13 protein-coding genes and 1 pseudogene are annotated in these 25,717 nt (G+C 51.5%); 1 reads left to right on the top strand and 13 read right to left on the bottom strand.

Features of this window, described 5'->3' with window-relative positions; all coding sequences use genetic code 11:
• Positions 1-683: 683 nt before the first annotated feature.
• From gpmI to QZ303_RS04465, 12 genes and pseudogenes are all read right to left on the bottom strand, one after another.
• Positions 684-2,198 (bottom strand): 2,3-bisphosphoglycerate-independent phosphoglycerate mutase, encoded by a 1,515-nt coding sequence (gene gpmI / locus QZ303_RS04520; protein ID WP_295729725.1) that lies wholly within the window; start codon positions 2,196-2,198, stop codon positions 684-686.
• Positions 2,199-2,387: 189 nt separating this feature from the next.
• The gene (locus tag QZ303_RS04515) at positions 2,388-6,440 is read right to left on the bottom strand and encodes a discoidin domain-containing protein (RefSeq protein ID WP_295729723.1); all 4,053 of its coding nucleotides are present in this window, start codon (positions 6,438-6,440) and stop codon (positions 2,388-2,390) included.
• A 395-nt stretch (positions 6,441-6,835) separates the two neighbouring features.
• Entirely contained in the window at positions 6,836-10,201 is a 3,366-nt protein-coding gene (locus QZ303_RS04510; RefSeq protein WP_295729721.1) for a discoidin domain-containing protein, read from the bottom strand.
• Between the two features lie 149 nt (positions 10,202-10,350).
• Positions 10,351-10,773: pseudogene (locus tag QZ303_RS04505) on the bottom strand (carbohydrate-binding protein); the annotation flags it as partial.
• 286 nt (positions 10,774-11,059) lie between these two features.
• The gene (locus QZ303_RS04500; protein WP_295729718.1) at positions 11,060-14,689 is read right to left on the bottom strand and encodes a discoidin domain-containing protein; all 3,630 of its coding nucleotides are present in this window, start codon (positions 14,687-14,689) and stop codon (positions 11,060-11,062) included.
• A gap of 457 nt (positions 14,690-15,146) precedes the next feature.
• Positions 15,147-16,835, bottom strand: coding sequence for a family 43 glycosylhydrolase (locus QZ303_RS04495; protein WP_295729714.1), 1,689 nt, complete (start codon positions 16,833-16,835; stop codon positions 15,147-15,149).
• 129 nt (positions 16,836-16,964) lie between these two features.
• A complete protein-coding gene (locus QZ303_RS04490) occupies positions 16,965-17,780 on the bottom strand; it encodes a peptidoglycan DD-metalloendopeptidase family protein (RefSeq protein WP_295729712.1) in 816 nt (271 codons plus the stop codon).
• 147 nt (positions 17,781-17,927) lie between these two features.
• On the bottom strand, positions 17,928-18,392 hold the full coding sequence (ndk, locus tag QZ303_RS04485; RefSeq protein WP_295729709.1) for a nucleoside-diphosphate kinase: 465 nt from the start codon (positions 18,390-18,392) through the stop codon (positions 17,928-17,930).
• 258 nt (positions 18,393-18,650) lie between these two features.
• On the bottom strand, positions 18,651-20,741 hold the full coding sequence (gene recG, locus QZ303_RS04480) for an ATP-dependent DNA helicase RecG (RefSeq protein ID WP_295729707.1): 2,091 nt from the start codon (positions 20,739-20,741) through the stop codon (positions 18,651-18,653).
• A 58-nt stretch (positions 20,742-20,799) separates the two neighbouring features.
• Complete coding sequence (locus QZ303_RS04475; RefSeq protein WP_295729705.1) at positions 20,800-21,522, bottom strand: 2-C-methyl-D-erythritol 4-phosphate cytidylyltransferase; 723 nt, start codon at positions 21,520-21,522, stop codon at positions 20,800-20,802.
• 114 nt (positions 21,523-21,636) lie between these two features.
• Entirely contained in the window at positions 21,637-22,902 is a 1,266-nt protein-coding gene (gene fabF / locus QZ303_RS04470; RefSeq protein ID WP_295729702.1) for a beta-ketoacyl-ACP synthase II, read from the bottom strand.
• A 48-nt stretch (positions 22,903-22,950) separates the two neighbouring features.
• On the bottom strand, positions 22,951-23,187 hold the full coding sequence (locus QZ303_RS04465; protein ID WP_068961348.1) for an acyl carrier protein: 237 nt from the start codon (positions 23,185-23,187) through the stop codon (positions 22,951-22,953).
• A gap of 310 nt (positions 23,188-23,497) precedes the next feature.
• Between QZ303_RS04465 and QZ303_RS04460 the strand changes: the two genes are divergently transcribed.
• Positions 23,498-24,715 (top strand): MFS transporter, encoded by a 1,218-nt coding sequence (locus QZ303_RS04460; RefSeq protein ID WP_295729694.1) that lies wholly within the window; start codon positions 23,498-23,500, stop codon positions 24,713-24,715.
• 73 nt (positions 24,716-24,788) lie between these two features.
• Here QZ303_RS04460 and QZ303_RS04455 read toward each other — a convergent pair whose 3' ends face one another.
• A complete protein-coding gene (locus QZ303_RS04455; RefSeq protein ID WP_295729691.1) occupies positions 24,789-25,703 on the bottom strand; it encodes a hypothetical protein in 915 nt (304 codons plus the stop codon).
• Between the last annotated feature and the right edge of the window lie 14 nt (positions 25,704-25,717).

Here is a 25,717-nt window from a genome sequence, read left to right as displayed (position 1 = left end):
ATCGCTCTGCATGCTTACACACCACCTCTACACGCTGTCAAAGCCAGTCAGCCCCATAAGAATAGTGTATCCCTGCAAAGTTAAAGGTTGGACACCGTTCTGCAAAATTTCAGATACTAAAATTTCTAAAATAATAATGTGCTCGGTTCTATTGAGGAATTAAACTCACACAAGGAACGCAGAGATAGAAAGAGCATTAGCCATTTATTCTCGATGCACTCAGTAAGCTCTGTGCGATTTATAATTTCGTGTGCTCTGCGCGTTATTCTGTCCCCACTAAATAACTATTGACCCAGTATCAGCGAACAGACTTATGGGCATAAAAAAAATTGATTGTCATCCCGACAACCAATCTTAGTTAACCTTAAATCTAATACCATGAAAAACACGTTGCAAAGATAGACATCTCTCTAATTCCTGCAAAATATTTCCGTACATTTTGCCATCGATTTAACAATAATTTCATTATTAAAGCCTTTTTAGCGCCACTGAGCGGGCAAATTGACAGAAAATGCGCTACCAATATCAATTACTGCCAAAATACGGCAAGACAAACGGTGTGGGTTATTGGCGGCCTTATCGCCATCTCCGGCCACAAAAAACGGCGATGTGTCGCATTCCACTGACACATCGCCGTTATTAATCTTGGTCTGTCTCGCGACAATTACCACTCGACACGCATATCAGCCGATAAGCGCATGCCCGGTCATTTCGGCAGGCTGCGCAAGACCCATGATCTTGAGCACCGTAGGAGCCACGTCGGCCAGACGACCATCCCCCACGTGGGCATCCTTGCGCTCCGTCACGTAGATGCATGGAACGGGGTTGAGCGAGTGGGCCGTGTTGGGAGTGCCATCGGCATTGATGGCATTGTCGGCATTGCCGTGGTCGGCTATGATTATCACCTCATAATCAGCCTCCTTGGCGGCCTCGACGGTGTCCTTGACGCAAGCATCCACGGCTTTCACGGCCTTCTCTATCGCCTCATACACGCCGGTGTGGCCCACCATGTCGCCGTTGGCGTAGTTCACAACAATGAAGTCATATTCCTGGCTCTTGATTGCCTCCACGAGCTTGTCTTTCACCTCATAGGCGCTCATCTCAGGCTTGAGGTCGTAGGTCGCCACCTTGGGAGAGGCCACGAGGATGCGCTCTTCGCCCTCATAGGGAGCCTCGCGGCCGCCGTTGAAGAAGAAGGTCACATGGGCATACTTCTCGGTCTCGGCGATATGGAGCTGCTTCTTATCGAGCGACGAAAGATATTCGCCGAGTGTGTTGGTCACGTTCTCCTTGTCGAAAAGGATATGCACGCCGGTAAAGGAGGCATCGTAAGGAGTCATGCAGTAATACTGTAGTCCGGGGATGGTGTGCATCCCGGCCTCGGGCATGTCGCGCTGGGTGAGCACCATCGTAAGCTCCTTTGCACGGTCGTTGCGGTAGTTGAAGAAAATCACGGCATCGCCATCCTTGATAGTGCCGTCGACGGTAGAGTTCACGATAGGCTTCACGAATTCGTCGGTCACATCGGCGTCATACGATTCCTGCATGGCCTGAACCATGTCGGCGCTCTTCTTGCCGATGCCGTTCACGAGCAGGTCGTAGGCCTCTTTCACGCGCTCCCAGCGCTTGTCGCGGTCCATGGCATAGTAGCGGCCTATGATTGATGCCACCTTGCCTGCCGACTTCACGCAATGCGCCTCAAGCTCCTCGATGAATCCCTTGCCGCTGCGCGGGTCGGTGTCGCGGCCATCCATGAAGCAGTGGATATACACCTTCTCCAGACCGTATTCTTTGGCTATATCGCACAGGGCGAAAAGATGGTCGAGCGAAGAGTGAACGCCGCCGTTCGATGTCAGTCCCATGAAGTGGATAGCCTTGCCGTTGTCACGGGCATAGCTGAACGCGTTGACGATTTCCGGATTCTTCAGGATTGAACCGTCCTCGCATGCCTTGTTGATCTTCACCAGATCCTGGTAGACCACGCGGCCGGCCCCTATATTGAGATGGCCCACCTCCGAGTTGCCCATCTGTCCGTCGGGCAGACCGACGTTCTCACCCGAAGCCTGAAGCTGGGAGTGGGGGTAGGTGCTCATCAGATAGTCCCAGTAAGGGGTCGGAGTGTTAAAAATCACATCACCCTTCGAATGGTTGCCGAGACCCCATCCGTCGAGAATCATCAAAAGTGCTTTCTTTGCCATAATATGTTGTTTTAAAGATTTGTAACAGTCTCTACCGGCTGAACCCGTGCGGACCGGTCTTACGACTGCAAAGGTAATAAATTCCACCGACATAATTGAAAAGCGGCGCGCCGATAACCGACGCGCCGCCCCTCAATGAATCTTAAAGAATCTATGCAAACCTGAAGCAATGATTTTCACTCAGCCATATCAGCGGAAAAGCACCTTCTTCGTCGTGCCGTCGCTGTAGACGACGATATGTATGCCACGCCCGGGATTCTCCACGCGCACGCCCTGAAGATTATAGACTCCTACCATCTCCTTTGGCGAATCAAGATCATTAATAATGTCGAAGGTTCCCGAGAGGCCACTATTCCTTACAGCAGAAACAGCCATTATCGTTGGTTGACATGGCGTCATGTTCTCAAAATGCAATGATACTATATTCTTTGACTTATCCGTATCAATCACGCTTTCTGTCATCATGAATTTATATCTGTTATCAAATTGTGCGCCTTTACGGCTTACACGACCAAGACCATATACAGCACACCCATTCCATTCATATGCAGCTTCAGCATACCAGTCATAAGTATTGACGCTAATCGGCCCACTGTTAGTTCCGTCGTCATAATTTACAGTCACAGAGATCTCCCGGCTACCATCGGCACATACAATCAATACATATAATTTTTCCGTTGCCACAGGCGAGAGGAATTCCAAATTTCCCTCCCCTTCCCATTTGGGAATTTTAAGGCCATTATTCCCGTCATAAGCGCCAAGGGAATATTGCGTCCCGCTTATCGACACGAGCATGCCGTCGCTAGGCAAAGAACCGGCCTCCTTCACATCCGAAGAATAGAACACAAATCCCTGTCCATCGAAGCCATCGGTGGTTACTTCGGATATAACACTGCTTTCTGCGATGACATCGACATTAAAACCATCCTTTATCAGGATCGGACGCGTCGAAGAAAGCTCCCTCTCATTTTGCTCATAAGCCTCAATCTCGGCAAGTGCCCCATAGAAGTACATATTTACGTCACATGCTACGGCAATATAACGCACTTCAAGGCATGCTGGAAGGGTGCAAGCCAATTCTGAGATTCGATCAAGATTACTGAATGTTCTAACGTCCTTCCATTTCTGGCCATCAACGCTCACTTTGATGGTGATTTCTTTATTTACCAGACCTTCCACGTCATTGGCATTCAATCCGTAATTGTTCTCCGGAATATGGAGCGCAACTTTGGAAAGATTGATATAACGGCCTGCATCTACTATGGCCCAGACATCATACCTCGACATGGATGACTCTTCAATCACCTCAAAGGCGTCTTTTCCAGTATTCCCGTCGGTTAAAGTCGAAACGACATAAGACGTATAGTTGGCTCCTATGGTATAATCTCCATCATATTTACGCACCTCCGCAGGAAGCCCTTTTAAGACATTGACCGCACTTTTCCGCTCTATCGCCACAGCAATATCACGGCTTCGTACCACACCGTGGTTATCAAACGTCACAGTCAATGATGACACTCCGAACATATCCTTGGTGGAAATTACATGGAACTGAATCTCGTGCTTGTCAGGGTCATCCATGATATCACTAACATGCACGTATTCATCCCGAGCCTTTACCTCATACGTGAAATTCTCATCTCGCAGGCTTCCGATTATGTCATATCCGACTCTCACGCATGTCTCCTCTGCGTTATTCACGGCAACTTCCGCAGGTGCATCGATTTTGATCGTTTCAGCTTCGGATCCATACACCTCAAATTCCCATATATTGGGAGTAATGACACCTCGAGCATATGGAACCAACTTCACATAACGGGCTTTATGCGGTGCGATGTAATCATATTTAATGTCATCTTTCTCACGATTAGTCTCGTTTATCACTTCGCTCCAGACTTTCGCATCATCACTCAAGAAAATGCGGTAATTCCAGAAATTCAACCCGTTGCGGGAATTCGATTTATTATCGAATATCGCGAAGCCATAGATCATATACGGCTCAATCAGGTCGATAACCACATGAGGATTTGTCGAGGACCAACTATAATACGGAAATTTTCCTCCATCGATAAGATACTTTGCCGCTTTGTCCCAATCAGAAGGATCCGACTCCTCCAATATGGTCTTATCCAAGGCGACATTGTATATCTTGGCATAATCCTCTTCCGACATGACTTCAAAAGCGAAAGCTTCCAGTTCACCGGTTCCAATCTCATTAGCCAGCAATGCTTTCACGGTGTACGATCCGATAACGTCGCCTTTTACCTTGGTTTCAAACTCCGTACCGTCAAATCCCTCTACAAACTCCAGGCCTTCCGGCAATATCCATTTGCAAGTCGTCGGATTGCATGTACCCTTTGCGGTAAGCACAATCTCCATACCGATTTTCGCATATGAGACGCCCCTTCTGATCTCTACTACCGGCACCGTCTGTCGGGGATAGTCAGCCGTCACACGCTTGGGAGTGCCGGTGGAGGCATCTTTCATCACCGGCAAAACCTCAATCGTGACACCGGACTCAGAGCCCTGTCTCCTGACTTCAGGAATATAATACGCCTCGTCACGAGTCTGACCGACCAAAGTACGATTGTTACCCGAATCAATCATATATATATTAAAGTGATCGAAGTCGACATTGTCATTCCAATCCCAGACCACACGTAAGTCGCCGCCCTCCGCGCTAAGACTATTCTCTATGGCAAGATTCGCCACATCCACAGGTTTAGGAGCAAATCCATCAGGAATGACGACCAGCTGACCGAGACGCATCTCATAGTTTGAAATAGCGGCATCGGCCTTCAGGTCGAGAGCTATCATATATATTGTCTTGCCCTTGGCCGGGAAAAGATTGTATTCCGCCACAGTCCATCCATTGATCTGCGATATTCCTTGTGCCGTTATTTCAATGTCGGGATTAACAACCATTTCGGTGGATAGATGAAGCACAGGCGCAACTGGGTTGTTACTCTTATAGACCAGACGCAATATACCCCCGTTGCACGAAGCCGCACTCTTATATAGACGCATCAGGTGCGAACCCTCCGTAAGAGATCCAGATATGAGAATCGAGTTACCACCGTCATAAGCATCGTCCCAGTCAATCGATTCGCGGAGAGCATCCCCGTTCTCAATCCACCATCTCCACGTAGGAAGATAACTCTGCATTCCCGGATGACTCCAGTCTCTCGAACCGGCATTGACGCCTTCTACAAAACGAGATTTGCCGTTGCCGACATTAAACGAGGTGATAAACGGGAAGCCATCAATAGTAGAGGCCTCTACCACACATCCGGATATACCTCTCCAAGGGTATAATCCCGACTGATTTTCTATCTTTGATGGATCTCCCTTTCGGTTCACCCAGGTGATGCGCTCATTTTCAAAGGTCTTTTCCATCGCCTTATAGGCAACCTCGCCTTTCGCATCCTCTGTAAAGAACAGTTTCTCCACGTTTGCTTTCCAAGTTCCTTCTTCCGGACAGAACAGACCTACGGAGCCTACATGTCCAGTACGCCCGAATGCTTTATCAAGACTATAGCTGTATCCCGCCAAGCCTGCGGACGCGCATTCTATTCCGCCATATACTCGATGGAATATATCCTTTTCGGGAATTCCTATAGATTCCGCATAAGAACTATAGTCACCAGGGCCACCCGGATAGTCAAGGAAATGAGAAGTACGAGCACCTCGTTTTATAATTTTCACATTAGGAGTTTGGGAGGCATCATACCAGACAATTTCCATATTGTCATCCCCGGCCTCCTCAGCAGCCTTATCAATGGCCTCAATAAAATTACCCCATTCATCGGATGAATAAGCCTCATTATTGATGAAATACCCGTCTATTCCATAGAATTTCGCCATTTCGTAGAGCCGGTCGGCACATTTGAATGTTCCATCGGCCTCCTTGGTCAAAAATTCCTTTCCCCATTTTGCGCCCAATCCGCCCGGATACAGGAATATGGTGGCAAATACCTTTACTCCTTGGGCATGGGCAGCATCAATAATCCCCGGAGAAGGAAAAGAAACGACACCCTCATTATCCGCACCGCCCCAATTTACGAATTTCTCCATATACTGCCAGTAGGTCGGATTATAGCCGATGAAATTATCAAATCCCTGCGACGAGGTTTGAGAACACATCTTAGAGGTGGTCGAAGCAACCATAACTTGCCCTTCGGCAAACTGCTCGTTATTGGCTTTTATCGCCTCAGGTGTGGCGATGCGCTTTTTTAAAGGCACGCGCGAACGATTGAACTTCGCGTCCTTATCGTAATCGGGAGTCCAGTTCTTTACGTCATTAGGGAACCAGCATCCGGCATAGGGTTGTTGAGCATAAATACCCCCCCCCCATAATTAATTGCAGCCCAATGCATTACGGCCGCAGCAAGTAAAAATTTGACTTTCATGTGTATATGAATTGGTTAATAGATAGCACACGCTATCCGTAATAGAGACACACTCGTAGGCAATATTACTTAACATAAAGTTATAAAATTTATGCAATCCTTCAAAATTCATCTTCCTGACAACCGATATTGGCATAAAAAGCGGCGCGCCGATAACCGGTGCGCCGCCCCTCAATGAATCTTAAAGAATCTATGCAAACCTGAAGCAATGGTTTTCACTCAGCCATATCAGCGGAAAAGCACCTTCTTCGTCGTGCCGTCGCTGTAGACGACGATATGTATGCCACGCCCGGGATTCTCCACGCGCACGCCCTGAAGATTATAGATGCCGGCAACCTCGCCATCCACACCGTCGGTAGCGACGTCATCGATACCCGAAGTGCTGTTGATTCCGGTCATCGACACGGCAAGTACGGTCGGACGGTTAGAGGATGTATTATCGACGGTAACGGAAACCGCTTTCTTCGACACGTTGGCCTCGATGGTAGCCTCGGTCATGAGGAAATAGTTACGTGTGTCGAAGTTCATGCCTGCACGGTTGACACGTCCCAGGCCGTAAACCGCATATCCATTGTCGTAAGATGCATACCAGTCAGTGGTGACAATCGTCTGTACGGATTCTTTACTGCCATCCTCATAGTTGACTGTGACATTAGCCTTGCCGCTTCCATCGGCACTGATTGTGAGCAGGTAAAGTTTTTCGGCATTGACAGGTTGCTCGAACTCCAGAGTGCCCGATTCGCTCTTCGAAAGAGTCATGCCGTTCGGCTTGTCATAGCTGCCAAGCTGATAAGGGATTGAAGTACTCGACGTAATCATGCCGTCTATAGCCGGAATCGAGCCGGAAGCCCTGACATCTTCCGTGTAGAGCACCCATCCCTCGCCATCCAGAGCACCGGTGGTAGCCGACTTGATGTCGGAAGCCTCGGCGATCACGTCATAATTATATCCGCTCTTTATGGCAATCGCGCGGGTCACGGGAATCCTGTCGGCAATCTGCTCGAACACCTCTACCTCGGCCAAAGAGCCATAGAAGTAAGGATTGACATTGCATGCCACAGCCACATAGCGGGCTTCTACAAACGATGGGAGGATGCACGTCAGGGACGACTCACGGCCAAGCCCGGTGAACACCTTGACGTCCTTCCATATCTTGCCGTCGTCGCTCACCTTGAACGCAATCTCCTTGTTGACAATGCCTTCGACATCATTGGCGTTGATGCCATAGTTCGATGCCGGGATGTAGGCCTTTATCTTGGAAATGTTGAGCGTCTTGCCTGCATCGGCCACAGCCCATACATCATATTCGTACAGCGACGCGTCGGGACATGCCTCTTCAAGAGTTTCCTTCTCGGTATTTCCATCGGTCAGAGTGCCCACACTTGTCGGAGTGTAAGCGGCATCTTCCGAATAGTTGGCGGAATATTTGCGCACCTCTACAGGCAGACCCTTTATCGCGCTCTCGGCATCCGGCACATCTATATCAACATCAATACCGAATTCTCGCCATCCGCCTCCGTTGTTCACCTTGACGGTGAGTTTGGAGTGCCCGAACACGCGCTCGGCAACTACATCAAACGTGATTTCCGACTTGGCGGCATCATCCTTGACATTGCTTACCGACAGATTGCCGCCGGCAACCACGTTATAGTCGAAATCATCGCTGTGGGCAGCGCCCTTCAGGTCGTAGGCAACGGTGACGCCCACTGCTTCGCCGGAATATGCGGTAATCTCTTTAGGCCCGTCGAAATTGATGGCGGCACTTTCGCGGCCATACACCTCAAATTCCGTAACGGCCACAGAGCCGAACGCCCCCAACCCGTAAGGATTCAGCTTGACATAGCGGGCGGCGCATGGCATCAGATAGTCATACTTAATTTCATCCCCTACACGCCCAGTACGGTTTACCATTTCAGTCCATTCGCTGCCATCCTGGCTTATGTAGATACGGTATTTGTCAAAATTCTTGTAGCCGCTGCCATTATTGAGGTCATATATTCCAAAACCGTAGATCTGGTATATGTCGCCGAGGTCAAATGAAGCATAAGGCGAATCGCCGCGCGACGACCATTTGTCAAGTATGCTGTTGGACGTGTTGTTCCCGTCGACAAGCAGTTCCGGTCCGCCATACATTGTTGTCGATGCCTCAGTCGACTTTTTGCCGAGGACAACGTTCTTCACCTCAGCATACTCCTCGTCAGACAGCACGTCGGCCACGAATCCCTCGACCGAGCCTGTCCCGGCCTCGTTGGTAAGTTCTACTTTAGCAATCTTGCGGCCTGCGGCAGTGGCCTTGACTTTGATTTCATAGTCATTTTCCTTGCTGCCGTCAGCAAATTCGAGTCCTTCCGGAAGAATCCATTTGCATGCAGTGGTCTTATCTTCGCTCGTTGCGCTGATGGTGGTAGTTTCACCAACCTTAAGGTAGCTTTTTCCGTTGACAACCTTTGGCTTGGGAAGCTGCGCCTTGGGATATTCCGCTGTCATCGTCTCCTTGGCACCTTCACGTCCATCCTTCATCACGGCCACTACCTCGATTCCGATACCGGACTCTTTGCCTTCGCGCTTGACTTCCGGCACGTAAAAACCCTCGTCGCGCGTCTGGCCCACAAGCGTACGCACATTCTTATGGTCTACGGTATATACATTGAAATAATCGACATCGGCATTTTCAGTCCAGTCCCAGGTGATACGCAGGTCGCCACCCTCCTCGCCGAGAGCCTTTTCGACCTTGAGGTTGGAGATTGACGCAGCAGCCGGAGCATATCCGTCAGGGATAATGGCAAGCTGACCGAGATGCATCTCATAATTGGCAATAGCGCCGGCTGCCTTCAGGTTGACACCCGCCATATAAACGGGCTTTCCGGCCACAGACGTCAGGTCATATTCAGCCACGGACCAGCCGTTGACGGTGGTTACTGTCGCTGTCAGCTCGACGTCGGGATTGACGGAGGAAGTGGTCGACAGACGAAGTGTCGGAGCGACCGTATTGTTTGACTTGTAGACCAACCGGGCCTTTCCTCCGTCGCATTTGGCAGCCATCTTGAACAGGAGCACCAGATGGTCTCCTGAACTTAGGTTGCCGGAAATCAGCATAGAGTTGCCGCCGGCATATGCGTCATCCCAGTCGATGCTCTCCTTCAGGCCGTCGCCGTTCTCTATCCACCAGCGCCAGGTAGGCAGATAGCTCTGCATGCCCGAATGGCTCCAGTCGCGTGTGCCGAGCCTCTGTCCGTCGAAGAAACGGTGCTTGCCGTTGCCTACATTGAAATTGGAGATAAAAGGGAAACCGTCGATTGTAGTTGCCTCGACGATACATCCGGAGAAGCCGCGCCAAGTGGTGCTGCTAACATCCGACGGGTCGCCGGCGACGTTGACCCACGTGTTGCGCTCGTTCTCGAATGTCTTGCGCATGGCCTCGTAGGCCTTTTCGCCGCGCGCATCGGCAGTGTTGAATAGCTTGTTGACATTGCTCTTCCATGTACCTTCCTCGGGATTGAACAACGCGAGCGAACCCTTGTGGTCACCACCACGCGGAAAAGCTCCGTCGAGATCGCCATTGTAGCCCAGCAAACCTGAGCGTGCACACTCCACGCCATTGTATATCTTATGGAATACATACCCTCCGATACTCCGACCTGCGATGCATATTCCTTTACATCGGGGTTATTGTAGCCATAGTCAAGGAAGTGGCATGTGCGCTTACCGCTTTTCAGCATTGCGATATCGGGCACGGTGGAGTTGTCGTACCATACCAGCTCAAGGTTGTCGTCGCCAAGTGCCTCGCATTTGTCATAGAAAGCCTTGACCCACGGAAGCCAACCTTTCGTGCGCTCAACAAAACATTCGTTGTTTATGAAGTATCCGTCGAAACCATAGTAGCGCGCTATTTCCACAAGCTTCTCGGCGACGGGATATGTGCCGTTCTCCTTCACAAGCAGGTCGCGGTTGTGGTTACGCGAGTCGCCGGTGTTGTGAAAGAACAGATTGGCGAATACTTTCACGCCCTGAGCATGCGCGGCATCGACCGTGCCTGCTGGAGGAAGTACGACAAGGCCTTCGTCGTCGGCACCACCCCAGTTGACGAACTTGTCGACATACTGCCAGTAAGTCGGATTATAGCCTATGAAATTATCGAAACCCTGTGCCGATGTCTGCGAGCACATCTTTGCCGTCACCGACGTCAGCATAATCTGCCCGAAAGTGCCCTGGTCGGCATTGGCCTTCATCACTTCCGGGGTGACTACACGCTTCTTCAACGGTACTCGCGAACGGTTGAACTTCACATCGCGGTCCGACTCCGGAGTCCATGTCTTGACATAACTCGGCATCCAGCAACCCGCATACGGCTGCTGCGCAAGCATCTCGCCCGGGCCGAAAGCGGCCAGGACGAGAGCTGATGTTGCAAGAAATTGCTTTAAATTCATTAGATATATCAGGTTAATGGTAAATTTATTTTACGTAGATTTTCTTTGTCGATCCGTCGGCATACACTACTACATATATGCCTGCGACCGGATTCTCGACCTTGCGGCCATATAGGTCGTAAATCGCGGAGACTGCAATCCCGAAACCCGATTCGATTTCCTCTATTCCTGTAGTCTCCTTATAGGGATACACCTCTATTTCGGCAAGGGCAGGATATGCGAGCGCCTTGATGTTGAAACGGATACGGAAATCCTTTACATCGACAGGCTCGTCAAACACGTATTGATAATAATCGCGTCTGCCTATGTTCTTTGCCGATCCGAGGTCGGTGTACTTGTTTGAGGAAGCACGCCGGGCATCCTGGATGATAAATGCATCGACAATCTCCAACATTGTGCCGTTTTCATTCTCCGCATAGTTATTGTAGGGGAATGAAATCTTCACACGACCGATCTTGGCGCTCTCCTTCAGTGAAAAGTCTACATAAAGGTCGTAGGTGTACGTTGACGGCTTTTCCAAAGAGGTGAGTACATCCGTTGTCACATCGCCGTCGGTAAGGTTATTCAGTTCGAGCTTCGTGTAAGCTTGCGAGCCATAATAGAATGTCATGGGGGCATTGGGATCCATCCCTTTGTTGAAGTGGTAGACGGTCGCTTTCACGCCCTTGGCAAGGCTTTCTTCCGCAGGATCCTCGACATATACCTTCACATCACGCTGGCGGCTGAATTCGCCGTTGGTCAGCAATACGCTCAACGATGAGATACGATATACATCACCACCCGCTATCGTGACATCGAACGCACTCTGGGCCTTGTCCTCGACCACGCTTTCAACCCTGACGGAATTGTCGGAGCCCTCCACGGTAAGTCCGAAGTTGTCGGCGCGTGCCTCGCCGTTGAGGTTGTATCCTACCTTGAAGGTCTTTGTGTCATTGACATTGACAACGATTTCCGCCGGGCAGTCGATGGTCATTGATGTGACATCGCATCCATATACCTCAAATTCCCAGACGCGTGTAGTAATCGTGTTGGTATGATACGGTGCGAGACGAACGTAGCGAGCCACGACAGGCTCTATGTAATCGTATTTGACATTCTCGTCAGAGCTGTTACGGTGATCGACCACTTCGGTCCAGTCTGTCCCGTCACGGCTCACCTCGATTTTGTAATTGGGCAGATTGGCGCTATTGTCGTTGCCTGATTTGCAATCAAACAGTCCGAACCCGTAAATCTTATAATTATCCTGAAGGTCAATCTCCGCAAACGGCTTTTTGGAAACAGAATGCCACTTTTCATCCGAATTGACAGGGGTCTTGTCTCCGTCAACGAGCATTTCCGCCGATTGGTTGGACTGGAACGGAGCGCTCTCGCCGACAATCTTCTTCAGCAATGCCACGTTTGATACGCCTGCGTAAGCATCATCGGAAAGTCCATCCACCACGAAACGTTCGGCAGACCCTTCGCCGATATTGTTGGTGAGGAAAGCCTTGGCCTTGAACGAGCCGAGTGCATCCACCTTTACGCGGACACTGAAATCGGTTATGGAAGATCCATTTTCCAGAGTCAATCCTTCTGGAATCTCCCAACGGCATGATGTGGGATTGAACGTGCCCGTTGCTGTGAGGGTTATCACATCACCCTTCTTGGCATAGCTGCTTGAGGTGGTAATCGTGACCACCGGAGCGGTCTCAGGCTCGAACTCTGCCACGGCGCTCTTCTTTACACCCTCTTTGCCATCTTTCATTACTGACACCACTTCTATGGTGACATTTACGTCATTGCCGTCACGCACTATCTCGGGGATGTAGAACGCCTCGCCTCTGGTTTGACCTGCGAGCGTGCGGTTGCCGGAAGGTGACACCACATATATATCAAAATGATCAAGGTCGCTGTTGTCGGCCCAGTCCCATGTGAGGCGCATGTCGCCGCCCTTGTTGCCAAGCTTGTTCTCCAGATTCAGAGCGCTGATCTCTACTGGCTTCGGAGAATACCCTGCGGGAGTAATCGTAAGCTGTCCGAGTTTCATCTCATAGTTGGCAAGCTCGATGTCGGCCTTCAGGTCGAATCCGACCAGATAGATTGTCTTGCCCTTGACCGACGAAAGATCATAGTTGGCTATGGTCCATCCGTTAGATGTGGAAGTGCCTTTCGCGGAGATCTCGATATCTGTATTCGTGCTCGATGTGGTCGACAAACGTAGGACGGGAACTACAGTATTGGTGCTCTTGTAGGTAAGCTTCAGTTCTCCACCATCACAGGCGGCCATGGTCTTGAACAGGCGCATAAGATGAGAGCCTGCCGACAGCGTGCCTGAAATCTTTATCGAATTACCGCCGGAGTATGCGTCATCCCAATCAATCGACTCGACAAGCTTGTCACCACCCTCTATCCAATATCGCCACGTCGGCATATAGCTCTGCATTCCGGCAAAGCTCCAGTCGCGTGTGCAGAGCTTCTTCCCCTGGGCAAAACGGTGCTTGCCGTTGCCTACGTTGAAGGAGGTGATGAAGGGGAACCCGTCTATCGTAGAAGCCTCGACCACACAGCCCGAGATGCCGCGCCATGTAGTGGACGTGGTGGAGGGATCTCCTGAGTTGTTGACCCAGGTGGCGCGCTCGCGTTCAAATGTCGACTTCATCGCCTTGTAAGCCTCTTCGCCACGGGCATTCTCGGTGAAGAACAGCCCGTTGACAAAATTCTTCCAATGGGGTTCCTCAGGACAGAACAAGGCCATAGAGCCTATATGCTCGCCGTTGCGCGGGAAATTGCGGTCAAGATGTGCACCAAATCCCTGATAGCCCTCCATGGCACACTCGACACCATTGTAGACCTTGTTGAAGGTATTCTCAAACGTGGTGTTGATCTGCGATGCCAGATTATGGAAATTCATGTCATAGTTATACCAGTACTGGTAATCGATGAAATGCGACGTTCTGGGATGAGTGTTCAGTTTCTCAATATCCGGCTTGTCGCTTGCGTCATACCAGATGATCTCGAGGTTGTTGTCGCCGACCTCGTCACATGCCTTATAGAAGTCTTTTATCCACGATGTCCAATAGGAGTGGAGTCCTTGATTAGATTCGTCGTTTATGAAATATCCGTCGAAACCGTAATAAAGCGCCATCTCCACCAATTTTCTTGCATAGGGATAGACACCGTTCTCTTCAGTAAGAATCTGCTTTGCCCAGGGCTTACCGTTGGTTGTGGCCTGAAAGAACATGTTGGCGTAGACCTTGACACCCTGTGCATGGGCTGCGTCGATGGTTCCGGCGGGAGGAGGCACGATTATTCCTTCGTCATCGGCGCCTCCCCAGTTGACCATCTTGTCCATGTATTGCCAATAGGTGGGATTATAGCCGATGAAATTGTCAAATCCCTGCGCGGAACACTGGCCGCACATTTTGGACGATACGGATGCGACCATGACATGACCAAGTGTGCCCTGTTCGGAATTGGCTTTCATAGCCCCCGGGGTGGATATACGTTTTTTCAACTCTACTCTCGACTTATTGAATCTGGCATCCCTGTCATATTGCGGAGTCCAGTCCCTCACATCATCAGGAAACCAGCATCCGGCCCACGGCTGCTGTGCATTTGCTCCGACGGCCGATGCCACTAAGAATGTAGACAGCGCTACTGCTTGTTTTAATGTCATGTGTAAAAGAATTGGTTAAAGATATGTTTGAAAATTTAAACTCATTTTCCCGATGAGTCTACAATAGACACACACTCATCACAGAAATTACTTAAACAAAAATTAAATTTTACATAATAAATTTTCAAATACAGTTATCACAGTTACACATACCGACAATGGTAATATTATCAATACATATTGTGTAATTCACACTGGAAAATACGTATTGACTAACGCCCGGCCATCGCCGATTATATGTTATTTTACCCAACCAAAGTTAGAATTACCGACCCACATCCTCCGACGCTATTCTTTCATAAACCGACGCCATTCTTCCTATCTGCCGGTATACGCTCGCCAAGACCACTGAATTCCGACATAAACTATGGCTAAAGCAAGCACGGCATGCCCGCAGTTAGGCATGCCGTGCGCAAAGAAACGGGGTATTATTCCCGCTCATAAGGTTGTAACTTTATCAGTAGGCTGTGACTTCGAAGTGATAGGCGGTGTCGCGGTTGTACCAGCGGGCATCGAGGACGGTGGTGCCGCGCACCTCGTCGCTGTTGGGCCTCAGGCGCGATCCGGCCACGCCCCACCGCACTATGTAACGTTCGGCACCATCGACCGGAGTCCACTCCACGATTATATGGCGCGGATCGGAAGCATCACGCGTCACCGTATTGGCCACTTTTTTGTCGAGAGGTTTACGGCTGTCGCTGCCGAACACGCGCAAGTCGTAAAGCGAGAAGTTTCCGTCGATGTCCTCGTCGTTGACTATTCTGACGTAACGTGCGGCCACCGGCTTGTCGAGCACGACAAGCTCATGAGGCATGTCGGCGGTATTAGCGCTACGGTCGATCATGGTAGTCCAACTCTTCCCATCCTTCGAAGCATCAATATGATATTTGTAGACTACCGGAAAATCATACGGGGCGAACACCTGCATGCTGTCGTCGGCGAAATTGGGCTGTAGAGCCTTGATGCGGCATTCGCGGCCAAGGTCCACCTCCAGCCACTCTCCCTTGTGTCCGCTCCCGGCTGCCCACCATGTTTCCACTGTATCGTCGGTGGCCGAGGCGGCTGCGTGTCCGAGCTTCTCAGATGATGCTTTCGCCTGCGCCCCGGCGGCAAGCTGCTTGTAGCCGCACGACAACTGTTTCTTCGATGCGTCGAACCGGCGCTGCGGTATCGTGAATGGATAGTCGCTCCATTCCGTAATGGCGCGCATAGTATTTTTCTTGCTGTCAAGCACCACCGGGAACAGTCCCAAACGGCGCTCAAACCAGTGGCGTACCGATATCTTCATCGTTGCCACATGCCAGAGGTTGCCATACCGGTCGCGGAAGGTGTGGCCGTGGCCTGCGCCCCCGATGAATCCACCCGGCTTGAAGGAGAACGGGTTGCTCTCCATGTAGGTGAACGGGCCGAGTGGCGAATCACCGACATATACACCGTCGCCGTATATACGCCACTGCGTGCCCGGAGCCGCATATTGGAGATAATATTTGCCATCCTGCTTCAGCATCGCAGGCCCTTCGTTCCATCCTTGATGAAAGGTCTCTTCATTGTTCGCGCCGGGCACCTCCCAACCATATTTGTCTATGTTGTGGTCGATAAGTACCACCGGCTCACACTTGGGAGCGAAGCCGTCGGCCACATCGACCTCCACGCCATAAATCGGCTCCTTGTCATGACAGCCCCAATATAGGAATACACGTCCGTCATCATCCTGCCACAAGCACGGGTCATGCTGCTTGATCGGAAACCGGCATTCCACCTCCACCCATGAGTTGCCATCCTCGGGAGTGAGGGTCTTGAATATACGGTTGACATCGGAAGCCATGAAATAGAATTCGCCGTCAATGGCACACACCGTGGGCGCATACTCATTGATGGTGGCAATAGACGGCGCGGGAATATACTCCCACGATGCGAGGTCGTGAGAACGCCAGTAGCCGCTTGACTTCGACGCAAAGAGATAGTAATCGTCATTCCACATCTCAATCACTGGATCGGCGGCCTCGCGGCGCGAGCGCTCGTCGCCACCGCCCATTCCGAACTGATAATTGAGGCTGATCGGGTTAGCCACTATGGGGTCTTTAGAACCACACCAACCCGCCGCTACTACCGCAGCCAAGGCGGTAGCCATAAATAATCGTTTCATATCGCAATAAATTATCGTTTCGAAAAAAATACGGGAAGCAGACCTATGAATAATCTACTTCCCGTGTGTTATCTTTAATATATGTCAGGTTACCAAGGTCTGGGTTACCTCAGGTACGGCTTCTGACACCTACAGTTTCAGACGCTGGCCTACTGCGATATTGTCGCTCTTGAGGCCGTTTGCCTTCTTGATGGCAGCGACAGTGGTGCCATGAGCACGCGCTATCTTGCCAAGGTTGTCGCCTTTTCTTACCTTGTATGACGCGCCGCCGGCAGTGCTCTTTGAACTTTTCGAAGCAAGTGACGACTTTGACCGACTCTTCGGGGAGTAGTCGCGTGCATTCTTGAACGTGGCCTTGTTGAAGGTATATGTGTCGGTGTGCGTGGTCTTGTTCTCGAAGTCGAATATGGCCGCCGGATTTATCGCATAGCCCATGAAGCGTGTCTCGAAGTGGAGATGGGGTCCGGTAGAACGGCCCGTGTTGCCGCCAAGAGCGATGGGAGTGCCTGCCTTCACGTATTCACCCGATTTTACGAGGAACTTCGACAAGTGGCCGTAGATGGTCTCGAAGCCATCCTTATGGCTTAGGATCACGTAGTTGCCGTAGCCACGGCGCTCGAAGTTGGTCAGGCGCACATAGCCGGAAAATGCCGCGCGGATAGTGTCGCCGATCTGCACCTTGAGGTCGATACCCTTGTGCATGCGGCGGAAGCGACGACGATAGCCGTAGGGCGATGTCACATAGCCCATGGTAGGCATGCAGAATTCAGTCACGTCGATGACTGCCGTCTCGGGGACGTCGGCATTGCGGAACGGATTGACCGTACGGTCGTTCTTGTATGTCTCGTAGAGGTCATTTTCAGGAGCTTCCTCCTCCTTGAAAAGATCGTCCATATAATCGAGGGTCTCCTTCAGCTTGATTTCCGAAGAAATCGTTTTTTGCATGGCGAGAAGATCCTCGTGGTTTGCGTTATGCTGTGCCGGGCGACGCAAGTCCTGCGCCGAAGCCGGTAAAATTGCTGCTAATCCTAAAAGTAATGTGGCTGATATCTTTACTATATTTAACTGCATTTCCTCTTTCTTTTTTTGTCGTTACTTCGATTCGTCCGGTGCGTAATAGAATCTCAGATCCGACGGCCTGTAATCGAGAATTTCCCCCTTGCGGAAGAAGCGCGCAAGCTCGATCTGCGCATTATCCACGCTGTCGGAAGCATGGACTATGTTTTCCTGACCGCTCATGGAGAAATCGCCGCGGATGGTTCCGGGCAACGCCTTGCGCCCGTTGGTGGCACCGACCATGAGCCGCACCACCTCGACGGCATCCTTGCCCTCGACACACATCACGACTACCGGGGTCGACATCATCGACTCCAGAAGCGAAGGGAAGAAAGGTTTCTCGACAAGATGCGCGTAATGCTCACGCAATATGCTCTCGTCAAGCTGCATCATCTTCATACCGGTGATGTAAAGCCCTTTCTTTTCAAAACGGGAGATCACTTCGCCCATGATGTGGCGGTGCACTGCCGCCGGTTTCAGTATTACTAAGGTCTGCTCCATGAGAATTGGATTTTTAACATTTCTATCGTCCGTTTCCCAAATATAACACAATTTGCCCGTTTAGGCCGAATCAAGGCGGCTAAAAAGTGTGAAAAACAACAAGCATATCAAAAATACCACCAGAACGCACTGACAATCAACGAGTTATTAAAACATGTTTTACAACATATTTTAAACAAATCTGCTTGCGCGAATGTTGCGCAGCCTTAATCAAACGTTAAAAAACATTTTCAGCAATCGATGCTGACATCAACCCGGTCAGCTTATCCGCGACCAATCGACCTTGCGTGATGTGTTGGCCGAAAGTTCTTTGGCAATCACGGCATTGTCGGGCGACGAAAACGTAGGGTCAGCCTCCAGCAGAGCCTCGGCCTCACGCCTTGCAAGCTCCACGATCTGGCCGTCGCGCGCGAGATCCGCTATCTTGAGGTCGAATGCCAGACCGCTCTGCATCGTGCCCTCGATATCGCCCGGACCACGCATCTTCATGTCGGCCTCGGCTATAACAAAACCGTCGGTGGTCGATGTCATCACCTCCAGCCGTTTGCGCGTGTCGCCCGAAATCTTACGTTTCGACATGAGTATGCAGAAACTCTGCGCCGCTCCCCGTCCCACTCTGCCGCGGAGCTGGTGCAGCTGCGACAAGCCGAAACGTTCGGCATTCTCGATAATCATCACCGACGCGTTGGGCACGTTGACGCCAACCTCTATCACCGTGGTGGCTACCAATATACGAGCCTCTCCCGAAGCGAACTGACTCATCTGGTACTCCTTGGCCGCAGGCTTCATGCGCCCGTGGACAAAGCTCGACTTATAGCTCGGAAATGTCTCGCAGATGCGCTCATATCCCTCCTCCAGACATTGCAGGTCGAGTTTCTCATTTTCCTGGATAAGAGGATACACCACGTAGACCTGCCTGCCTGCGGCAAGCTCCCGCCCTACCGAGCGATATACCTGCTCGCGATTCTCCTCATAGCGCAGAAGCGTTGTGACAGGCTTGCGTCCCGGCGGAAGTTCGTCAATGACCGAGACGCTCAGGTCGCCATAGACTGTCATGGCGAGAGTACGGGGTATGGGAGTGGCTGTCATTACCAGCACGTGCGGCACGCAGCTGTTCTTGCCCCAGAGCCGCGCACGTTGCGCCACTCCGAAACGATGCTGCTCGTCGATCACCACAAAGCCGAGATTGCGGAAACACACGTTGTCCTCGATCACGGCATGCGTGCCGACAAGAATGTGCAGACTGCCGTCGAGCAACTGCTCGTGGATGACATCGCGCTCCTTCTTGCGCGTGGAGCCGGTAAGCAATCTTACGTTCACGCCGAGAGGAGCCACAAGCTCACTAAGTGTGGCATAATGCTGTGTGGCAAGAATCTCCGTAGGCGCCATAAGGCATGCCTGGTAGCCGTTGTCGAGGGCGATAAGCATGGTAAGTAGCGCCACGAGAGTTTTTCCGCTGCCTACATCGCCCTGGAGCAGGCGGTTCATCTGCCGACCGCTCCCCATGTCGGCGCGAATCTCTTTTATCACCCTCTTCTGCGCCCCGGTGAGCGGGAACGGCAGCTGCTCGAAATAAAACCGGTTGAAATAGTCGCCAACGCGGCTGAAACGGAAACCGCCTATCGAAGCATTGCGCCGGCGGCTATAGCGGAGAATGTCGAGCTGCAGGTAGAACAGCTCCTCGAACTTCAGCCTCAGTCGTGCCGCCTGCAGCCGTTCGTTGGATGCCGGGTTGTGTATGTCGGCAAGGGCTTCGCGCAGCCCGGGCAGACGCAGGCGCGCTATAATGGACTGTGGAAGCGTCTCTCGGATCACAGGTGTGGCGGCGAGCACGTTCTGCACCCAACCGAACAGCTGTCGTGTGCCTATCCCCTGAGCGGTCAGCTTTTCGGTGAGGGAGTAGACCCCTCTCAGACCTTGTGCCGCAGTCAACGACTGCGGAGTGTCGATCTCAGGATGCACCATCGACCAGCGGTTGTTGAAAACCTCCGGTTTACCGAACAGAACATACTCCGTGTCGAGATGGTAGGCTTCCCGGATCTGCTTGATGCGGCGAAACCATACCACTTCCATCATCTGCGTGCCGTCGGTGAACAGTCCGACAAGACGTCTTTTGGCACCGTCGCCCTGCTCGTTCATGGTGATGAACCTGCCGCGCACCTGCACCATCGGCATGTCGCCGTCAAAGTCGGCCACGCGATACATCATGGAGCGGTCGACATAACGCGTCGGGAAGTGATACAGCAGGTCACGGTAACTGCGTATGCCGAGCTGCTTGTCGAGCAGTTCGGCACGTCGCGGTCCTATCCCGCGCAGATACATGACATTGCTGTTGCGCAACTTTTCCATCCACCTACATTGATATTGTCATTCCATCAGCCTATCCCGTAATGGCATTTTCACGCAATCACACCGTGCGCACGGCGCTTCCCTCACGACGGGCCAGTATCATCTCCGCCAAAGCAAGGTCATCGGGATGCGTTATCTTTATGTTCTCGCATGAACCTTCCGTCAGCACTATGCCGCAATGACCGGCAGCTGACATCACCGAAGCGTCGTCGGTGAATTCTGTCGAGAAAGGCAGTTCGTAGGCCTCACGGAGCAAATGTGCCGGAAATGCCTGCGGAGTCTGCACGGCACGCAGGCGCTGACGTACCAGCGGCACAGACCCACCATCATCGTCGAGCATCCTAACAGAGTCGGTTACCGGAACCGCCGGAACTGCGCCGTCCACGCCGTCGCGTGCCGCTGCAATCACGGCTTCGCGGATAACCCGGTCGGACACAAGAGGCCGAGCACCGTCGTGCACTGTAATGACATCGCCCGACGTAGGAGCTTCAATCGCCATGACGGCATTACGCACCGATTCCCAGCGGCTCGCGCCACCGCCAACAATGAGCGGCGACTCGAAGCCATGACGGTCGCACAGGCCATGCCACAAATCGCGATGCGCATCGCTGATCACGAGCAGTATCTCACCTCCGGGCAACGCCCGTCTGAACGCCTCGATTGTATGGAACAGCACCGGACGTCCGGCCAAAAGGCAAAATTGCTTCGGTAGATAGGCACCGAACCGCGAACCGCTACCTGCGGCGACTATTATATTGAATGTATTTGGCAGATCACACATGACTTTAGAGTGTGTATGAATAACCGCAAAGCGGTGTACCGAAAATTCCGGCACACCGCTATAATAAGATTTTATAATCAGCAGCACGCAGACAGAGGCCTGCAAGCATAAAGATTATTCAGCGTACTTCTTAACAATGATCGAAGCGTTGTGGCCGCCGAAACCGAACGTGTTGGACAACGCGGCGTTGACGGTGCGCTTCTGAGCCTTGTTGAAGGTGAAGTTGAGATTATAATCAATCTCCTCATCAAGATCATCATCGGCATGGTTGATGGTAGGAGGCACGACATCGTCCTGCACAGCCTTGACACAGAACAAAGCTTCCAGGGCTCCGGTAGCGCCGAGGAGATGGCCTGTCATCGACTTGGTAGAACTGATGTTGAGATTGTAGGCATGATCGCCAAACACCTCCTTGATAGCCTTCACCTCCGATTTGTCGCCAACCGGTGTCGAAGTGCCATGCACGTTGATATAATCGATATCCTCAGGCTTCATCTCCGCATCCTCAAGCGCATTCTCCATCACAAGCTTGGCGCCCAACCCTTCGGGATGGGTAGCAGTGAGATGGTAGGCATCAGCCGACATTCCGCCACCTACGACTTCAGCGTAGATTTTGGCTCCACGTGCCTTGGCATGCTCAAGCTCTTCGAGGATGAGCACCGCCGAACCCTCGCCCATCACGAATCCGTCGCGCGAGGCGCTGAACGGACGCGAAGCGGTGGCAGGGCTGTCGTTGCGGGTGGAGAGGGCGTGCATGGAGTTGAATCCGCCTACACCCGCAGGGTAGATGGCCGCCTCGGCACCGCCTGTGACGATTGCGTCAGCCTTTCCGAGACGGATGAGGTTGTACGCGTCGATGATCGCGTTGGTGGAAGTGGCGCAAGCCGACACCACGCCGTAATTAGGGCCGTGGAAGCCATACTCCATGGAGATATGGCCGCTTGCGATGTCGGCGATCATCTTGGGGATGAAGAAAGGATTGTATTTTGGCCCCTGTTCTTCTCCGTGGAGGGCGAAGTAGCCCGCTTCCTCCTCGAAAGTATGCAGACCACCGATGCCGGCAGCCACGATGACACCGACACGGTTCTTGTCAAGCCCCTCGTAGTCGAGGGCCGCGTCCTGTATTGCCTGCTTGGCAGCCACGAGCGCATACTGTGCGTATAGGTCGAGCTGACGGGCCTTCTTGCGATCGAAATGATCGTTGGTGTTGAAGTCCTTAACCTCGCAGGCAAACTGTGTCTTGAACTTAGAGGCGTCAAAATGTGTAATAGGGCCGGCTCCGCTCACTCCATCAAGGGCGTTCTTCCACGTGGTTTCCACGTCGTTGCCCAGAGGGTTGAGGGTTCCGAGTCCTGTTACGACAACTCTCTTTAATTCCATTAGTGAGGTTAGATTTACAGTCTGTTTTGTTAGAAGCTGAAGCCGGAATTACTTCTTGGCCTCTTCGATGAAGTCGATAGCATCCTTGACAGTGGTGATGCCTTCGGCCTTGTCATCGGGGATAGAGATGCCGAATTCCTTCTCAAACTCCATGATAAGCTCTACGGTGTCGAGGCTGTCTGCGCCGAGGTCCTTGGTGAATTCTGCGTTTTCGGTTACTTCGGTTTCATCAACATTGAGCTTGTCGGCGATGATAGCCTTTACTCGAGATGCAATTTCAGACATAGTTATAAATTTTAAAATTAATGATTTGCGATTTTGCAGTGCAAAGTAAGTAATTTTAATCGAATTACTAAAACTTTTTTATGCACAAACAGTCGTTTTGTGCGCAAAACAATGATTTTGGCCGATTTTTTGGTCTGTTTTCCCATGCTTTTACATTTATTAAGGCATATCACTAATACTTAATCAATTACATTTTTGTTACATTATATATCACCCGAAAGCGGTTTAACTCCGCCGCTTAGTAACTTTGCAGCGCCGTAATCGGCCGCAACGCCACTTCTCACACATTAATATATAAGGACCGTAACCTATGATAACTGAAATAAAGAACGACAAAAGAGAGGACTCGCAGCTATGGAACGCCAACTACATGCGTGCCATGACCGGTAACTTCCTGCTGTTCTTTTCATTCTACATACTCACGCCCTTACTGCCGATATATCTTGACGCTCAGTTCAACGCCGACAAGGACCTTATCGGCATAGTACTTTCGGGCTATGTGCTGGCCGCACTTCTGGTAAGGCCATTCAGCGGATTCATTGTCGACACATTCAACCGTAAGAAGGTGCTCGTGACATGCTTTTTCTTCTTTTTCATACTGTTTGCCGGATATATCGGAGCAGGCACGGTGCTGATGTTCGCCATAGTCAGGACATTGCATGGACTTCCATTCGGTGCTGTCACCGTAGCCAACAGCACCGTGGCGATGGATGTGCTTCCGTCGGAAAGGCGCAACGAGGGGATAGGGTACTACGGTCTGAGCAACAACCTCGCCATGGCCTTCGCCCCCACCACCGGGATCTACATATACTCCGCCACGGACAATTTCGAGCTGCTGTTCTGGATCGCCCTGGTACTCGCCATGGTTGGCTTCTACGCCGTGTCGACAATAAAGATGGAACCGAGAAAGCCTGTACTGAAGAAAGCCAAGCTTAGCCTCGACCGGTTCTTCCTCACACGCGCATGGCTCATGGCGGTCAACATCTCATTGTTCGGATTGTGCTGGGGTGTGATGAGCAACTATGTAGCCATCTACGGCAAGGAAGAACTTGGCATCACCAACGGCACGGGGATATTCTTCATGCTCCTGTCGTTCGGACTGTTCGCATCCAGGCTTCAGGGCGCCAAGGCCCTCCGCCAGGGCAAGCTTACAGCGAACTGCGCCGAAGGGGTAGTGCTGTCGCTCCTGGGCTACACGCTTTTTGCCGCAGTGGAACAACCGTGGGCTTACTTCCTGTCGGCTATGCTTATAGGCTTGGGCAACGGTCACATGTATCCCGCCATGCTCACGATGTTTGTGCGCGTGGCGCGGCATGACCAGCGCGGCACTGCCAACTCATCGATACTCACATCCTGGGACACCGGCATGGGACTCGGTATTCTCGCCGGAGGAATGCTCGTGGAATACGCCGGCTACAGCGCCGCATTCTGGACCACGGCCGTAATGCAGGCTACCGGTACGGCACTTTTCTTCCTCTTTACCAAACGTTTCTTCCTGACACGCCAGATCTACGACGACGAGGATTGACCCCCGTTCTGACATAAAAACGGCGGGATGCCAATGGTGACACCCCGCCGGATTATGTATGTAATGCAATTTTTCAGTTATTGTCCGGAGACTCTCGCAGAACGGCGCTGACATGGTAGCTGTTGGTGACGGGAGTCTCACCTTCGGCTACTGCCGGAGTATGCTCAAGATCGAACTCAAGACGGTTCACTGAGCCGGAGAAATCACCTATGGTCAGGCGCAGATTGCTCACCTTATAGGCCGTCATGTCAGTGGTAAGGGTTGCCGAACCGTCCTCAACCTTCTTTGGGACAATCGGGGTATCGCCGCTGACAATTTCAAGCGTGCTGTTGTCGATATTGACATTAGCTGACAGTCCGGCTATGCCCATGTTTGACTCATCGGTAACAGTATTGGAGAAAAAGGGCTTCATCCAGTATAATGTAGACTTGAACTGTCCGTCCATGTCACCGTTCTGGATGATAAACTGTATGACATTCTTGTTGGCCTCGGTAGTGGTGAACGGTGCTCCGTTGCCGGTGACGGTGGTAGACGTGAACAGGTACATCGTGTTGCTGTAGCCGAGCACTGACATATCGCCATCCTCAATCTTAAGACGGGAATTCACCTGATTGATTCCTCCCATATAGAAATCGAACTCCGATGGATCGCTCACGCCCGAATAAGAGGTGCCTGCCTGAGGAATGAAGCGGTAACCGATGGAATTGGTAGTGTACTTCATCGGCCCGGCGCTTATCACCTCCATCGATCCGTTGGGCATACGCACATTGTTGACGCTGAATGTGGCCGTAGTATTATTATAGAGGTCAAGGCCAACCTTTGCCGAGGTAAGTGTGGTGGCAGACTGCGATGTGGCACTGTTGGACGTCTTAACAAGCAACGTACGCGGAATCGTCATCTCATACCTTGGATCATCGCTTTTGCTGTTACAAGAAGATAGGATGCCGACAGAGAGCAATCCGGTCAATAGTGTCTTAGTCAATTTCATAATAATGTTTTTGT

This window comes from uncultured Muribaculum sp. (assembly GCF_910583865.1).
Classification (GTDB): Bacteria; Bacteroidota; Bacteroidia; order Bacteroidales; family Muribaculaceae; genus Muribaculum.
The sequence above is the reverse complement of the archived record's forward strand: the minus strand, read 5'-3'. Positions and strand labels throughout refer to the sequence as shown.